This window comes from Hoylesella timonensis 4401737 = DSM 22865 = JCM 15640 (assembly GCF_000455445.1).
Lineage (GTDB): Bacteria > Bacteroidota > Bacteroidia > Bacteroidales > Bacteroidaceae > Prevotella > Prevotella timonensis.
Genome location: NZ_HG417097.1, coordinates 127,749 through 143,843 on the forward strand (window position 1 = coordinate 127,749; position 16,095 = coordinate 143,843).

At 44.0% G+C, this 16,095-nt stretch carries 14 protein-coding genes; 4 read left to right on the top strand and 10 right to left on the bottom strand.

What is annotated here, in order from left to right; genetic code table 11:
• Positions 1-24 precede the first annotated feature (24 nt).
• The 6 genes from yidD to BN35_RS08915 all read right to left on the bottom strand — a co-directional run bounded on the left by yidD (position 25) and on the right by BN35_RS08915 (position 6,788).
• Complete coding sequence (gene yidD / locus BN35_RS08890; RefSeq protein WP_028901060.1) at positions 25-243, bottom strand: membrane protein insertion efficiency factor YidD; 219 nt, start codon at positions 241-243, stop codon at positions 25-27.
• A gap of 20 nt (positions 244-263) precedes the next feature.
• Complete coding sequence (locus BN35_RS08895) at positions 264-674, bottom strand: ribonuclease P protein component (RefSeq protein ID WP_025072173.1); 411 nt, start codon at positions 672-674, stop codon at positions 264-266.
• A 6-nt stretch (positions 675-680) separates the two neighbouring features.
• Entirely contained in the window at positions 681-1,427 is a 747-nt protein-coding gene (locus BN35_RS08900; RefSeq protein ID WP_025072172.1) for a uroporphyrinogen-III synthase, read from the bottom strand.
• An 11-nt stretch (positions 1,428-1,438) separates the two neighbouring features.
• Positions 1,439-2,461 (bottom strand): DUF4271 domain-containing protein, encoded by a 1,023-nt coding sequence (locus BN35_RS08905; protein ID WP_025072171.1) that lies wholly within the window; start codon positions 2,459-2,461, stop codon positions 1,439-1,441.
• 49 nt (positions 2,462-2,510) lie between these two features.
• Positions 2,511-3,767 carry a methionine adenosyltransferase gene (gene metK / locus BN35_RS08910; protein WP_008123749.1) on the bottom strand — a complete coding sequence of 419 codons (1,257 nt, stop codon included), beginning with the start codon at positions 3,765-3,767 and terminating at the stop codon, positions 2,511-2,513.
• A 198-nt stretch (positions 3,768-3,965) separates the two neighbouring features.
• A complete protein-coding gene (locus BN35_RS08915; RefSeq protein ID WP_025072170.1) occupies positions 3,966-6,788 on the bottom strand; it encodes a M16 family metallopeptidase in 2,823 nt (940 codons plus the stop codon).
• 348 nt (positions 6,789-7,136) lie between these two features.
• Between BN35_RS08915 and BN35_RS08920 the strand changes: the two genes are divergently transcribed.
• On the top strand, positions 7,137-8,699 hold the full coding sequence (locus tag BN35_RS08920) for an arylsulfatase (RefSeq protein WP_044071417.1): 1,563 nt from the start codon (positions 7,137-7,139) through the stop codon (positions 8,697-8,699).
• 186 nt (positions 8,700-8,885) lie between these two features.
• Here the strand turns inward: BN35_RS08920 and BN35_RS08925 are convergent, their stop codons facing one another.
• Positions 8,886-10,769: a DEAD/DEAH box helicase gene (locus tag BN35_RS08925; protein ID WP_025072169.1), complete on the bottom strand. Its 1,884-nt coding sequence runs from the start codon at positions 10,767-10,769 to the stop codon at positions 8,886-8,888.
• A 292-nt stretch (positions 10,770-11,061) separates the two neighbouring features.
• Between BN35_RS08925 and BN35_RS08930 the strand changes: the two genes are divergently transcribed.
• Positions 11,062-11,943: a PfkB family carbohydrate kinase gene (locus tag BN35_RS08930; protein ID WP_028901059.1), complete on the top strand. Its 882-nt coding sequence runs from the start codon at positions 11,062-11,064 to the stop codon at positions 11,941-11,943.
• Positions 11,944-12,038: 95 nt separating this feature from the next.
• Here BN35_RS08930 and BN35_RS08935 read toward each other — a convergent pair whose 3' ends face one another.
• The gene (locus tag BN35_RS08935) at positions 12,039-13,079 is read right to left on the bottom strand and encodes a YeiH family protein (protein WP_025072168.1); all 1,041 of its coding nucleotides are present in this window, start codon (positions 13,077-13,079) and stop codon (positions 12,039-12,041) included.
• Positions 13,080-13,187: 108 nt separating this feature from the next.
• Positions 13,188-14,138 carry a site-specific tyrosine recombinase gene (locus BN35_RS08940; RefSeq protein WP_025072167.1) on the bottom strand — a complete coding sequence of 317 codons (951 nt, stop codon included), beginning with the start codon at positions 14,136-14,138 and terminating at the stop codon, positions 13,188-13,190.
• 107 nt (positions 14,139-14,245) lie between these two features.
• Here BN35_RS08940 and aroQ point away from each other — a divergent pair, with 107 nt between their 5' ends.
• The gene (aroQ, locus tag BN35_RS08945) at positions 14,246-14,662 is read left to right on the top strand and encodes a type II 3-dehydroquinate dehydratase (protein ID WP_025072166.1); all 417 of its coding nucleotides are present in this window, start codon (positions 14,246-14,248) and stop codon (positions 14,660-14,662) included.
• Between the two features lie 139 nt (positions 14,663-14,801).
• Positions 14,802-15,443 carry an O-methyltransferase gene (locus BN35_RS08950; protein WP_025072165.1) on the top strand — a complete coding sequence of 214 codons (642 nt, stop codon included), beginning with the start codon at positions 14,802-14,804 and terminating at the stop codon, positions 15,441-15,443.
• Positions 15,444-15,477: 34 nt separating this feature from the next.
• Here the strand turns inward: BN35_RS08950 and BN35_RS08955 are convergent.
• On the bottom strand, positions 15,478-16,095 hold a 618-nt coding region (locus BN35_RS08955), incomplete at its 5' end, for a hypothetical protein (RefSeq protein ID WP_025072164.1).

Below are 16,095 nucleotides of genomic sequence, written 5' to 3' on the forward strand. Positions count from 1 at the left end.
TTTGGGGCCTCTATAAAGAGAAACTTACGGCACTGGATCATATCCACTACCACCCCATGGATTGCATCTTAAGATACGTTTTACAGCCAAGTAACTGCCTTTCAAAGGACCATATTTCACTATGGCTTGCCGTGCATACTCTGAACAAGTGGGGGTAAATCGACAAGAAGGTGGTGTGAAAGGGGTGATGCACTTCTGGTAGAACAGAATGGGGACAAGCAATATCCACTTGAGTATCCACATCACATATTCTTGTATTTTCCTCAATACTTCCACAACTTTTCCACGATTCGATTTAAGAGTTGCGCCACATGCTTTGCGACCTCATCCGATGTATACAATTCATCAGCCAACCAAATAAAAGCAATTAAGAGTTGCTGTTGAGGTCGTGTAGCCATAGGTTCTGTTATCAATTGTTTCTGTAAACGATAGGCTTCCCTGACCTGACGCTTCACACGATTACGCTTCACGGCTTGCTTGAAATGTCTTTTCGACACGCTGACCATCATTTTTACGGGAACATCTTTCGCTTCGTTCTCCGTTAGCAGATAAACCACTCTTAATGGAAAGGACGCGAGCGATTGGCTATCACTTCCATTGAAGAGCTTCTCTATGAGTTTTCTACTACATATCCGCTCCTCCTTACTCAATGTAAAAGAGCCGACAGAAGACATTCCAAACTACTTTTTATGTTTCTTCAGATACGCTTTTAGTGCACTGGTCATCGATGGATTTTCTGCATCAGGTGCTTTCAAGTCTAATCGGAATCCTGCATCTGTCACGGCTTTACAGGTCGCAGGACCAAAAGCAGCCATCTTGATGTCACCCTGTTCAAAATTTGGCAAATTCTTTTGTAAGGCATTAATGCCCGTAGGACTAAAGAAAATAATCATATCATAGTCAAACCCTTTCACCTCTTCTTCAGTCAAGTCGTTGCTTACCGTGCGATACATGACACACTCCGTGTGCTTTAGCTTCTTCGCATCCAACATATTTTTCACATCATCATTGTGGACACTGCTCATGGGCACGAGATATTTTTCTGCCTTATGTTTTGCCATGATAGGCACCAAATCAGCTATCTTGCCAGTGGTTCCGAAAAAAACCTTACGCTTACGATATTGTACATACTTTTGGATATAGAGCGCAATACTCTCTATAACACAAAAATATTTCATGTCTTCGGGAATAGTTACACGCAATTCTTTCGCTAAAGTAAAGAAATGGTTCACCGCATGACGAGAAGTAAAGACAATTGCAGAATAATCTAAGATATTAATCTTTTGCTGACGGAACTCTTTAGCAGAGAGTCCTTCTACCTTAAAGAATGGACGAAAGTCGCATTTCACATCATATTCTCTTTCAATGTCATAATATGGTGATTTTTCTGTCGTTGGCTTTGGTTGCGAAACTAAAATCTTCTTCATCGTCAGTGTTCCTAATAATTTATTCTCAAATAATCATTTATAGTGTCAAACACGCCCCACATGACAAACATAGGGATGACTTCGAGCGCACAAAAGTACAAAATTATTTGCAGAAAAGAGCCTCTTTGGCGGAAAAAGATTACGCTCAACTTATAGAGTGTAAGGATTTTAACCAAAGAAACAATCACTATTGAATATATTACTGCACTGGATACCGATAAATCAAAATATGCCAAAAGCATGACAATGGGAAATAATATCACCCCTTCCATGGAAACTAAGAAAAGCTTTGTCTTCATCCACTGGTCATTTTTCTTCCAATCAAAGAACACCCAGTTAGCAAACCAATATACAAAAGCATTGAACAGGTAGTAAGCAAAAAATCCTATTGCATAAAGACCAATCACTTGATAATGCTCTACTACAAAGGTTTCAGAACCTAAAGTACGAGTGTAAAAAAACAAAATCAACGACAATAGCAGGCACGTTTGCAATACAAAAAAGAATTGCGAACGTATTTCGCCAGCTGTTTCTGTAAGACTGGTGGTCTCTCCTCGTGGCACATAGAAAAAACTCTTCGCTTGCCTAACGATAAAAGGTTTAGACTTTGACAAGGCTATTGTTGCCAAAATAAAACACCCTAACAAGATACTTGTAATGAGATAATCATTGGCTACCGCATAAGGAACAGGGTCTCCAGGCACGCCAACACGCCCTCCATCCAACTCAGGGTGAAATAAGGAGTCTTTTGAAAAGAACGACTCTTTATAATATTGAGGGAGATTGATGTCCCTAAAGCTTTTACCTATTGGATGTCCTGGTAAATGTAAGGTGTCAGGTCTTTTACTCCAACTAATCTTACTTGGCTTTATATTTGCTTGAATAGCCGAGTCTTGTTGTGCTGGAGTGGCATCTTTGGGTAACCATTTCAATACTTGTGCTGGCGTTGGCTGCGAAGATTTCTTCGCTTTTGTTGGCTGAACGTGCGCACTATCTACCCCTTTGATTCGAGCAACAGAGTCTCTCTGCAACATTTATATCAACGTGTATGCCTGTTGTCCTCATCCATTGGACAACTTATCCTTAAATACCAAATTCCTTCTGAATGCGTGCCACATCGTCTAACTTCTCCCAAGTGAAAAGTTCTACCTCTATGGTCTTTGATTCGTGATAACGACTGGTAAACGTTTTCTTCTTCACTTCGTATTGACGCCCCATGTGACCGTATGCCGCAGTTTCCAAGTAAATAGGGTTTCTCAAACCAAATTTCTTTTCAATTGCTTTGGGACGTAAATCGTAGAGTTCGCTCACTTTCTGCGCAATCTCTCCATCTGACAGCTGTACCTTGCTTCGTCCATAAGTGTTTACATAAACATTGATAGGCTTAGCCTCACCGATAGCATAGCTCACCTGTACCAATATTTCGTCTGAGACACCCGCTGCTACTAAATTTTTAGCAATATATCGAGAAGCATAAGCGGCAGAACGGTCTACTTTGCTGGGGTCTTTTCCAGAGAAAGCACCACCTCCGTGTGCACCTTTTCCACCATACGTGTCCACAATTATCTTTCTTCCAGTTAGTCCTGTATCACCGTGCGGACCTCCAATCACGAACTTACCAGTGGGATTGACGAAGTATAAGATGTCATCATTGAACAAGCGACGTGTCTGTTCGTCACACTGCGCCTTGACACGAGGCATGAGAATATGAATCACATCGTCTTTGATCTTTGCCAACATACGTGCATCATCCTCATCAAACTGGTCGTGCTGTGTACTTACCACAATGGTATGGATGCGGTTTGGTGTATGATCATCGTTATATTCAATGGTGACTTGGCTCTTTGCATCAGGGCGAAGATAGGTCATCTCCTTACCCTCTTTCCGAATATCTGCCAAAACTCGCATGATAAGATGTGCCAAATCGAGCGAGACAGGCATATAGTTTTCTGTCTCGTTAATCGCATAACCAAACATCATCCCTTGGTCGCCAGCTCCCTGCTCGTCTTCATTTTGTCGATTTACACCTCGATCTATATCTTCACTTTGTTCGTGAATGGCGGTCATGATACCACAAGAATCACCGTCGAATTGATATTCTGATTTGGTATAGCCTATCTTTTTAATGGTATTTCGAGCAATGGTTTGCAAGTCAACATATTCTTTCGAGCGTACTTCGCCCATGATTACGACCTGCCCTGTCGTCACAAAGGTTTCGATGGCACAATGCGCATCACGGTCGTATGCTAAAAACTGATCTAACAATGCATCCGAAATTTGGTCGGAAACTTTATCTGGATGTCCTTCTGAAACTGATTCTGATGAAAATAAATACGCCATATTCTTTATTATATTGATATCTATTGAATTTGCAAAGGTACGCAAAAAAAAATCTTTGAGCTCATTACACCTTTCTTTTTAAGGCATATTTACATCTTTTAAGTCGCAAGTTGAAAAAGCCTTTCGGTGCTATAAAGACAATGAGAGCGAACAGATCTTGACACTGTTCGCTCTCATTTTCAATCTTTTCCGTAAATTTTATTTGCTCTCATCGGGCAACATAGTCACGGTGATGTAGTTGTTCGACTTTAAGAACTCCTTCATAAAGTCAGAGATAGTTTGCGGTGTTTGTGCGCTCACCAATTTCTTATAATCGGTATGGGTATCTATACCATACTTCCGATACACACCAATAACGCCATTCCAGTAACCGTTGGTCTTGGCTACATCGTCGGCTTGCTTCAACATCACAGCCTTAATCTTTGCCACCATGTCGGCATCTACCGTCTGTGTCATGTCCTTTACAGCCCCTTCCATAATGCTTAACGCCAGCTCTTTCTTCTCTGGTTTCATTGGACAGTAGCCCAACATTTGGATAAGATGATAGTCATCCTCTATCGAAGCCGTTGCCTGCGCACCACAAGTGTAAGCTGCACCAGCATCCTCACGTATCTTTTTCAGGTAAACCATTGACAACACCTGACCTGCAATAGATGCTCTGATATCATTCTCCAACGTATAAGGCATGTCTTCATTGAACCAAATCTTAAACGAAGTGGCTTTCGGAGTTTCCATTTTACGCTTGAACGTGTTGTCTATCTTACCCTTTTGTAAGAAGGTGACACGCTTTCCTTTGACAATATTCTTCTGCGAAGGCAAGCTTGCAATGTATTGGCAGATGAGCGGGCGCAACGTTGCTTCATCAAAATTACCGATAATTGTGAAGGTCCATGCAGCGGCATTGGCGGTACGTTCTTTCGCCATTTCCAAGATACGATCGTAAGATACATGCTGCAAGTCTGCTACCTCAACAGGTTTCAGTCGTGGATTGTGTCCATACAGCGTGGCGGTAAGCGAGTCCTGCAATGCCTTTTCTGGAGAAAGTGAGCGATTTTTCAGACTTACCTTGTACTGTTCTATCAAGTTGGCAAACGATTTCTCATCCTTATTGATATTTGTGAAATACAAATAAAGCATTTGCAACATGGTTTCTACGTCTTTCGGTGTTGAAGAACCACCTACAGACATCTTCTTAAAGCTCATTCCTAAGTCCACATTGGCTATCTTTCCTGCCAGTGCCTTTTGTAATTCGGTAGACGAGAACTGTCCCAAACCACTCACTCCTATCACTTCATCAAAGAGGTTGGCATTGACATAATCTTTCGCTCCATAGAGAGACGAGCCGCCAAAGCCTTCACCCGACAAGAGTACTTGGTCTTTCTTGAGGTCTGTATGTTTGATAACCACCGTGGCACCATTCGAAAGTTTCAACTCTGTATAACCCAAGAGGGCATTCTTTTTCTCGCTCTTAATCTTTCCAGGTGTGGGCTTTTTGGTAATGAGAGGTTCGTTCTTTACATTATCTACGTATGCCGTCACCTTCGCTTGCTTTGCTTGCATCAGTGCTGTGAGCAACTCTTCACGAGTTGGATACACGTTGCCTTCCTTCTCGTTGTTGAAGTTCACAATGACGATGTTACTATCATTCTTAGGAATGAGTTGTGACATATATTCGTTCACCGCTTCAACAGGAATCGCTGGTACGATTTGTTTCATCAACTGATAAGTATAATCAATAGACGGCATAGGCTCGTTGGTCAAGAAATAACCTAAACATTCGTTGAAAAACTGCGTGTTCTTGCGCTTGTCTTTGTTGCTATAAGCCTTATCCAAGCTACTCAACAGGTTGGCTTTATAGCGTGCATATTCGGTGGCGGTAAAGCCAAATTCAACGGCACGGCGTGCCTCTACCACTGCTGCCTTCAAGGCTGTTGCCAATTGAGAGGGGTCTTTGGGTTGCGCAAAGATACTGAACGCATCTTTCGTCTTGGCGAAAATATAGTTGCCATCACTGGCTCCAGCACCCACGTATGGGCAATCTGCCTTTTGTGCTGCCTCGGTATAACGGTTGTTCAGCATGTTGAGAGCCGCTCCTCTGACATAGTCGTAGAGGATATACTCTACCGACTGTTTCAGCGAGTCGGGGTACGTATCGTGCTTGAACATCACTTGTACATTACTGGTGCGCTGTTCCTTATCCTTGTCAATAATGACGATAGGTTCGGAAGTGTCGGGTACCGGCTCGTTCAACACAGGAGCTTGGTTGACTGGGTTCTTGATACCACCAAAGAGTTTCTTGATCATTGCCTCAGTATGATCAACGTCTACGTCACCAATCACAATAATTCCCTGATTAGAAGGATGATACCATTTCTCATAATAGTCGCGCAATTCCTTGGGCGAGAAGTTGTCTACGACACTCATCAGACCGATAGGATAACGCACGCCGTACTTACTTCCGGGATACAGTTTGGGCAGATTGCGCTCAAACATGCGGCTCTGTGCACTGGTACGTAGTCGCCATTCCTCATGTATCACACCACGCTCCTTGTCTATCTCCTTTGGATCGAGTGTCAAACCCGTAGACCAATCGCGCAATATCAACAAGCAAGAGTCAAGCGAACTCTGTCGAGTAGTGGGTACATTGTCAATGTTGTAAACTGTTTGGTCGATGGAGGTGTAAGCATTGAGGTCGCTACCAAACTCCACACCAATGGAACGCAGGTACTCTATCAGGTCGTTACCTTTGAAGTTGTCGCTACCATTGAACGCCATGTGCTCCAAGAAATGCGCCAATCCTCGCTGACTTTCTTCCTCTTGAATGGACCCTACCTTCTGTGCAATGTAAAAGTTTGCACGGTGTTCGGGCCAGTTGTTGTAGCGAATAAAGTAAGTAAGACCATTGTCAAGCTTACCCATTCGCACGGCAGTGTCTACCGGTACGGGCGGCATCTGCATCTGGGCATGCAACATACCTGCACACAACAGAAGCAAAGCACTAAAAAGATGTCTGATTTTCATAGGTGAAATAATTTTATAAAATGAAACTTCTTGTTTGTCTGCAAAGATAGAAATTATTTGTTAAATTATCAATCTGTCATAAAAAAGAAAAGAAAATACGTGTTAAAATCTCATTAAAAATTGATTTCAAAAATTAGCTTTTTGAGATTTTGAACTTGTTTTTGAAATCAATATGAAAGTGAATAAAGGAATGGAACACGTAACACTACCAAACAGACTTACGTAAAAAAAGTGGCTTCCCACTCCCACCATACTCCATTTTTTTTGTACATTTGCTCGGTGAGGTGAAGGTCTTTTCTATTCATCCGCCTCCACATATCAAATAAAAAAACCTACTATTCGAGCGATATGAAACCATTAAAATTCAACGTAAGACTTCTTGTGACAGGATTGGCAGGATGCACTATCACCGCTACCACCGCAAAGAAACCTGTCAAACCCAACATTATTTATATCATGTGCGACGACATGGGCTACGGTGACTTAGGCTGCTACGGTCAGCCGTTTATTGAGACACCCCACATCGACCAACTCGCCACCGAGGGCATGCGGTTCACACAAGCCTACGCAGGTGCCCCTGTGAGTGCCCCTTCGCGTGCCTGCATGATGACAGGGCAACACACTGGACACACTCGGGTACGTGGAAACGAGGAATTTTGGAAAGATGTTCCGATGGTGAAATACGGTGAAAACGAAGACTATTCAAGAGTGGGACAGCTGCCATACGATGCCCACCACGTCATTGTACCAGAAATCTTGAAAAGGCAAGGTTATCGAACAGGAATGTTTGGCAAATGGGCTGGTGGCTACGAAGGCTCTGAGTCGACCCCCGACAAGCGTGGCATTGATGAGTTCTTTGGCTATATTTGCCAGTTCCAAGCACACTTGTATTATCCCAACTTCCTCAACGAATACAGCCGTGAGCGTGGAGATACCGCTGTCAGTAGATTGGTGCTGGACAAAAACATTCGCTACCCCATGTCGGGCAAGCAATATTATCAACGTCCTGAATATTCTGCCGACTTGATTCATCAGCGTGCGATGAACTGGATAGACGCGCAAGACAACCAACATCCCTTTTTCGGTATCTTTACTTATACCCTTCCACACGCCGAATTGGTACAGCCCGACGATTCGCTTTTGGCGTATTATAAACGGAAATTCTTTGTGGACAAAACATGGGGCGGACAACCTCATAGTCGCTATAACGCCACCGAACACACCCACGCTCAATTTGCTGCGATGATTTCAAGGTTGGACATTTATGTGGGGCAAATTATGCAAAAGCTGAAAGAGAAGGGGTTGGAAGAGAACACCATCGTCATCTTCACCAGCGATAATGGACCTCATGAGGAAGGTGGAGCCGACCCTGCATTCTTTGGAAGGGACGGAAAATTGCGCGGTCTGAAGCGACAGTGTTACGAAGGAGGCATCCGCATTCCATTCATTGTACGGTGGCGCAACCACATTGCTGCTGGTACAGAAAGCGACTTGCAAATTGCCTTTTACGACCTCATGCCCACCTTTTGCGAGCTGGTGGGAGTGAAAAACTACCAAAAACGCTACGCCAACAAGAAACAAAAGGTGGATTATTTTGATGGAATCTCGTTCGCTCCTACGCTTTTAGGACAACCGCAACCCAAGAAACATGCCCATTTGTACTGGGAATTTTCTGAAACCAACCAGATTGGAGTACGCATGGGCAACTGGAAAATGGTTGTCATCAAAGGCATTCCACACCTCTACGACCTGTCCAAAGACCTACACGAAGACCATGATGTGGCATCCGAACACCCTGAAATTGTGCAACGCATGACGCAAATCATTCAAGAAGAGCATGTAGACAGTCCGCGCTTTCCAGTCACACTGCCTGCAACTGTCCAAGCATCTGAACACAAAAAGCAACGGTAAGCCGTTGCTCTAAACCCACAAAACAGGCTATATTGGACAGCAAAACAGTCTATTTTGCTCACCAATATAGCCTGTTTTGTAGGCATATATCTTTCTGTTTCAAAACCAAAGGGATGACAATTGTGCCGCTCCCTCAAAACAGATAAGCCATTCAGTCTTCAAGATGAGACGAGGACGGCGTACACCCTACCCCTTACGAGGCTTGCGGCGTGCCCAACCTTCTTCGGAGAAATCGGGAGTCTCGCCCTTGAATTTCACCTCGGGCTGCTGGAAGAACTGTCGCCAATCGCCCGTATCTTCCTGCTGATAAGAGGGGCGTTTCACGCTTTTTCCATTCTTGCGTCCGCTCTCCGCACGTCTACCTGCAGCCCTTCCGCCACCTCTTGTGGCTTGCGCTTTGCGTCCATGACCCTCTTCGTTGGCATCATTGCAGCGCACCTCTCTACCCTTGTAAGTCGCTCCCGACAAAGAACGCATCACCTTGTTGGCGTCTTTTTTGGGCACTTCGATGTAGGATATTTTTCCCAACAGGTCGATATGTCCCACCTGCTGCCTACCTTTTACATGCTGGTTAATAAACTGCATCACCTCTCCGGGATAGAATCCGTCGTCCTTACCCAAGTTGATGAACAGCCTGCGATAACCTCTCTCGGGCGTACGAGAACGACCTCCGCCTCGTTCCGAACGAGCTTTTCGACCACCACGCATACCCCTTTCCTCACCTCTGTCGCCACGTTTGAGCGAGGGTTTCTCTATCTCGGGCGCATTCGCATAGTAATCCAAGAAGCGTCCAAACGTCAAACTGACAATCTTCTTGATGATATCATCCTTGTCGACGTATTCAAAGTGTCGGTTAATTTCAACCATGAAGGGCGCAATCTGCTCTTCGTCAACATCAATCTTCTCGATGTCGTGCATGGCTTTATACAACTGCTTGGCGCAAATTTCCTGTGCGGTAGGCAATGTGCCGTCCACAAATTCCTTGCCGATAATTTTCTCTACGGCACGCACTTTGGAACGCTCACGGGTGTGAATGATGCAAATAGAAGTACCTTTCTTCCCTGCACGTCCCGTTCGTCCACTACGGTGCGTGTAATTCTCGGTATCATCGGGCATGCCATAGTTGATGACATGCGTCAGGTCGTCCACATCCAATCCACGTGCAGCCACATCGGTTGCCACCAACAGCTGGGTGACGTGTTGGCGAAACTTCTGCATGGTGAGGTCGCGCTGTTGCTGACTCAGGTCGCCATGCAACGCCTCTGCGTTGTATCCATCCTTGATAAGTTTGTCGGCAATTTCTTGCGTTTCAATCTTTGTTCGGCAGAAGATAATGGCAAAAATGCGTGGGTAGTAATCCACGATGCGCTTCAGTGCCAAGTATTTGTCACGCGCATTCACCATATAATAAATGTGGTTCACGTTTTCGGCACCTTCGTTTCGGCTTCCCACTACAATCTCCTTGTAGTCACGCAAGTAAGTCTTGGCAATCTTTTCTATCTCGTTGCTCATGGTTGCCGAGAACAGCAAGGTGTTGCGGTCATCGGGAACGCCTGCTAAAATGGTATTGATACTCTCCGAGAATCCCATGTTCAACATCTCATCAGCCTCATCCAACACCACATTGTTTACATGGTCGAGCTTTGCTACCCCACGGTTCATCAGGTCGATAAGTCGTCCCGGAGTCGCCACAATGATTTGTGCGCCATGTTTGAGCGCATGAATTTGGGTGACGATACTGGCACCTCCGTACACGGGTTCTACGTGTAGATTCTTGATATATTTAGCAAAATCCTTCAAGTCATCAGCGATTTGCAAACACAATTCGCGTGTAGGACTTAAAATAATGGCTTGCGTATGCTTGCTGGCAACATCTATTTTCTGCAAAAGGGGCAAGCCGTATGCTGCCGTTTTACCTGTTCCTGTCTGTGCTAATGCAATTACATCGTTCTTGTTTCCCAACAAATAAGGGATGACCTCTTCTTGTACTGGCATGGGATGTACAAACCCCAGCTCCTCAATGGCGCGTCGAATCTCTTCGCTAACGCCTAATTCTTCAAATGTCTTCAAATTCTTTTCTTTAATCGGGTGCAAAGGTACGGCTATTCCGTGGATGCACAAAGTAAAAGCCCTTATTTCTATCTATTGTGATACAAACATTAACATTCGGCATCGTTTTGATTATCAATGCCAAACAATCATCATACGGTGACACGACTACCTTCTGACTACAATGCAAGAACCAACGTTTTGTACCCACAATAAACACAAAACTAATCCTCCTATTTTATTTTTTTTACAAAGCTAATCCTTTGATATTCGCTGTTTTTCAGTATCTTTGTCCTAAAATTAGGATAATACGATGACAGATATATGTTGTTTGGGTCATATCACGAGAGATAAGAATACGACACATAAACAGACCGTCTCCATGTCGGGAGGCACTGCTTATTATGTGGCTTATGCTTTTAATCATCTACCCTCGAAAGTTAGTTTCCAGTTAGTCACCAAAGTGGGTAGCGAAGATATACCCGTGACACGAGAAATGAAAGAGGCGGGTATTGACGTGAAAGTGTACCCCAGTGCACACACTGTTTTGTTTGAAAACATCTACGGAGAAAATCAAAATACTCGCTCACAACGTGTATTAGCGAAGGCTGATCCTTTCACCATTGAGGAGATGAAACCGTTAACGGGAAAGATATATCACATCGGTTCTCTTCTAAATGACGATTTCTCACCCGAGGTAGTGAAGTATTTATCTACCAAAGGACAAATCTCTATTGATGCACAAGGTTATCTTCGAGAGGTTCGCGGACAGGATGTTCACCCCATTGACTGGAAAGACAAGCTGGAAATTTTGGCATGTACGGACATCATCAAGGTGAATGAACACGAAATGGAGGTCATCACAGGACTCAAAGACGCACGCCAAGCAGCCAAACAACTACACGCATGGGGTGTGAAAGAGGTTATCGTGACACTGGGAAGTGAAGGGTCTATCATTTATGCCAACAACCGTTTTTACGACATCCCCGCCTATGCACCGAGAGAAGTAGTAGATGCTACGGGATGCGGAGACACTTACTCGGCTGGCTTTTTGTACTGTCGTTCACAGGGAATAGGCTTTGAAGAGGCAGGAAAGTTTGCTGCTGCCATGTGTACACTCAAGTTAGAACACAGCGGACCTTTTGACAGAAGCATTGAAGAGGTGCGAGCCATTATTGAAAAGCACGAGAAATAAGGATACTTCATCATTGGCAAAGATAGAACAACGCCACTTGGTTCCAGTAAAACCAAGTGGCGTTGTTCATTAAAAGGGCTTTTATATCAAGTACCCTATATATTCATCATCATAGGAACGACATATTTAGCCAAGCAATAACCACCGCCAATGAGCCAAACAAATAAGATGGCTGCCAACAGAAAAGGCTTGGCGCCTGCCTTCTTAAACTTGTCAAAACTGGTTTCAGCTCCTAAAGCTGTCATCGCCATGGTTAAGAGAAAGGTATCAAACTGATTGATTCCTTCCACCAAAGGAGTAGACAACAGATTGAACGAATTGAACCCTATAACGACCAAGAACAGAATGGCAAACCAAGGAATGGTAATCTTTGCCTTAGAAGTTTCCTGTCCATTGTTCTTAGAAAGATAGCGAGCAGTATTCCAACCTAAAATCAACAGCACGGGAACAAGCATCATCACGCGAATCATCTTCACGATAATAGCAGAATTGGAAACATCCTTTCCCATGGCATTGGCAGCTCCTACGACATGCGCTACTTCGTGAACAGTGGCACCCGTCATCAATCCCATTTGGTCGGGCGACAAGTCAAAGATGCCGTTGCGATACAGCACAGGGTAGAGAAACATTGACAACGTACCGAATATAACGACCGTAGAGACAGCCACAGCGGTTTTATAAGGCTTTACCTGAAGGGCGGATTCGGCTCCTAACACAGCCGCAGCGCCACAGATTCCACTACCCACAGAGGTGAGCAAAGCAATACCTCGATCCATTCGCAACAGTTTTCCTATGAACACTCCACCACACACAGTGACCGTCACCACGATGGCATCTATGACAATGGCAGGCAAACCCACTGCGGTAACGTCCTGAAATGTAAGACGAAAACCATAGAGGATGATGCCTATACGCAGGATACGTTTGGAACAGAAGTTGATACCAGGCACCCAAGTGTCTGGCAAATTGTTTCGCAAACTGTTGGCATAAAGCATACCAAGAATGATACCGACAATCATGGGACTCAATGACAGATTCTTCACAAACGCCATGTCACCAATATAGAAAGCGGCAAGGGAGAACAAAGTTATTAGGAGTACGCCATGTAGCATACTACTTCTTTTTTCACTAAACATAGACTTAAAACTTTTTATTATTGAGTTGCAAAGGTACAAAATGTTCCCTTACAAGAAACAGGCTTTGTCAAAAAAAGATTAAAGAAAATAGAGTTGCCGCCCTCAAGACTATTGCTCATCCTTCTGTTCCTCGCTGTCATCGTCCCTTTCCTTCATGTTTCGTGGATGATGTTGCAATATCTCTTCACGCAAAGTAGTGGTATCAATGTGCATATATAACTCGGTTGTCCCTATGCTCTCGTGTCCCAACATGGCTTGAATGGCACGCAAATCAGCACCACCTTTCAACAATTCGGTGGCGAAAGAATGACGAAGGGTGTGAGGAGAAATCGTTTTTGTAATACCAGCTGCTACAGCTTGCCGCTTGAGCATGATGAGAATCATGGTCCGAGTGAGGTGTTTCCCACGTCGGTTGAGAAACACATAATCCTCTTCTCCTTGCTGTATCTTCATTAAGTTTCGATCCACAAACCAATATTTCAGCTCCCTTATCGCCTTTGAAGAAATTGGCACCAAACGTTCTTTACTTCCCTTTCCCATGACACGGACAAAGCCTTCCTCTAAATAGAGATTGGAAAGTTTGAGGTTCACCAACTCAGAAACACGCAAACCACACGAGAACAACACTTCTATAATCGTCTTATTGCGCTGTCCTTCGGGCTTGGAAAGGTCGATACACTTCTGTATTTGATCGATTTCATCGGTAGACAGTACTTCTGGGAGACGTTCACCGAGATGCGGAGACTCTAATAATTCGGTGGGATCTTGTTCTATTTCACCAGATAGCAACAGATATTTGTAAAACGAGCGAATGCCACTCAAGATACGAGCTTGTGAGGTGGGTCCTATTTGATGTTCGTGCAACTGGACTGCAAAATGCTGCAAGTCATCCAAGCGCACGTCTAAAGGATTCATCTCTTGCTGTTCACAGAATGACAACAGCCAGCTCAAATCGCTTTGATAAGCAGCCAAAGTGTTGGGCGAGTAATTGCGTTCCAGCTTCAGATAGCGGGTATAAGACTTCACAATATCTGTGATTGTTTTCTTGTCACTTTCCATTTTTATGCGTATTTTTGCAACATACACATCCCTGTGCATTCACACAGATGACTTCTGTTTGGCAAGACATGTATGAACGATACAAAGATAACTAAATCATACGAATTATGAAAATTCAAATTATCAATGGACCAAACCTCAATTTATTAGGAAGTAGAGAACCTGACATCTATGGACAGACCTCGTTCCAAACTTTTTTTGAGGACTTGCAAAGCCAATATCCAGCGATAGAACTATCCTATTATCAAAGTAACATTGAAGGCGAATTGATTGATAAAATGCAAGAAGTAGGCTTCACCTACGATGGCATTATTCTCAATGCGGGTGCTTATACCCACACGAGTATTGCCTTGCTCGACTGTATTCGGTCTCTGAAGACAGAAGTGATAGAGGTTCACATCTCCAATGTCTATTCACGGGAGGATTTTCGACATAAAAGCATGATTTCATCGGCTTGCAAAGGCGTCATTGCTGGCTTTGGATTGAATTCGTATCGATTAGCAATAGAGGCAGTAGTTGGATAGTTGACGAGTGCACAAGTTCACAAATTCACGAGTGAATGGCTTGCTATTTGAATACTCGTTAACTTGTCAACTCGTCAACTTGTAAACTAAAGAACTTGTCAAATCGTCAACTAGTAAACTTAAAAACTAAATTCTCCCCATGAATCCTGATTTAGAAACTTATCTTCTCTCGCACATAGATGCCGAAGGAGACTACCTATATCAACTTTATCGAGCCACAAATATTCACACCGTGCATGGACGTATGGCGAGTGGGCATTTGCAAGGACGGCTGCTTAAGATGTTCGTAGAGATGATACAACCTAAGAATATCTTGGAAATCGGTACCTTTAGTGGCTACAGTGCCATTTGTATGGCAGAGGGACTGGGTGAAGACGGTCGGCTTTACACGTTTGAAATCAACGATGAGATGGAGGACTTTACACGGCCATGGATAGAAAACAGTCCTGTTTCGTCAAAGATTCATTTCATCATTGGCGATGCAAACGTGGGAGCACCCAAACTAAATGTCGTGTTTGACATGGCTTTTGTGGACGGTGACAAACGCACCTATATAGAGACATACGAAACGGTATTGAAGCTATTGCGGCCTGGTGGATTCATTCTTGCCGACAACACGTTGTGGGATGGACATGTAATAGATCCGCATTATCAACACGATGCACAAACACAAGGGATTGCCCAATTTAACGATTTCATCGCACAAGATGCACGAGTGGAAAAAGTTATCTTGCCCATTCGCGACGGTCTGACCATCATCAGGAAGAAGTTAAACGAGTGAAAACAAGCTTCTAAAAAGACTAACAGATGGGTGATCATTTGATAATCCTTGACTTTCCAAACACATACCGTGCTACATGTAACTTTTGCAAGATATAGGCAACGGTGAAACTGCCGACTACCGTAAACAGCAAAGCCACCAACATGAAAAGCATTCCTGACGGTTCGAACAACAGATAGGACTGAAACAGCTTGGAAAGCACCGTAAACATGGGAGAGAAAAGCAACAGGATAAGAGAATTTCTACCGATGAAAAGGGAGATTTTTGCTGCACCTTTGGGCAAATAGGGATACAGCCAAAGCAAGAAAGAAATGACGAAATACACGATGAGCATGCCTCCTATGGTGTGCCGCTGAAGCGCATTTGGCACGCAAGTAGCAACTAATACAATCCCTATGAACGACCACCATGCAGGGTGGAATGTATCAATGAACGGTCGATGATACAGACGCAACGCGACACCTACACAAAAATACACGGCATTGATCCAAGTAACAAGTCCCAAAAGTGCCAACACCCACAAACATAGCAACACGCCTAACAGCATCCATACACGATGATGACTCGCAAATTGGGCAACGACATAAGTAACAATGCCACACAACATCAGCGTGTGCAGATACCAATAAGGACCCAAAGGGTGTAAAAACAG

Coding starts and splice junctions, on each gene's coding strand:
- yidD (WP_028901060.1), bottom strand. CDS start 243: ATGTGGATACTCAAGTGGATATTGCTTGTCCCCATTCTGTTCTACCAG.
- BN35_RS08895 (WP_025072173.1), bottom strand. CDS start 674: ATGTCTTCTGTCGGCTCTTTTACATTGAGTAAGGAGGAGCGGATATGT.
- BN35_RS08900 (WP_025072172.1), bottom strand. CDS start 1,427: ATGAAGAAGATTTTAGTTTCGCAACCAAAGCCAACGACAGAAAAATCA.
- BN35_RS08905 (WP_025072171.1), bottom strand. CDS start 2,461: ATGTTGCAGAGAGACTCTGTTGCTCGAATCAAAGGGGTAGATAGTGCG.
- metK (WP_008123749.1), bottom strand. CDS start 3,767: ATGGCGTATTTATTTTCATCAGAATCAGTTTCAGAAGGACATCCAGAT.
- BN35_RS08915 (WP_025072170.1), bottom strand. CDS start 6,788: ATGAAAATCAGACATCTTTTTAGTGCTTTGCTTCTGTTGTGTGCAGGT.
- BN35_RS08920 (WP_044071417.1), top strand. CDS start 7,137: ATGAAACCATTAAAATTCAACGTAAGACTTCTTGTGACAGGATTGGCA.
- BN35_RS08930 (WP_028901059.1), top strand. CDS start 11,062: ATGACAGATATATGTTGTTTGGGTCATATCACGAGAGATAAGAATACG.
- BN35_RS08935 (WP_025072168.1), bottom strand. CDS start 13,079: ATGTTTAGTGAAAAAAGAAGTAGTATGCTACATGGCGTACTCCTAATA.
- BN35_RS08940 (WP_025072167.1), bottom strand. CDS start 14,138: ATGGAAAGTGACAAGAAAACAATCACAGATATTGTGAAGTCTTATACC.
- aroQ (WP_025072166.1), top strand. CDS start 14,246: ATGAAAATTCAAATTATCAATGGACCAAACCTCAATTTATTAGGAAGT.
- BN35_RS08950 (WP_025072165.1), top strand. CDS start 14,802: ATGAATCCTGATTTAGAAACTTATCTTCTCTCGCACATAGATGCCGAA.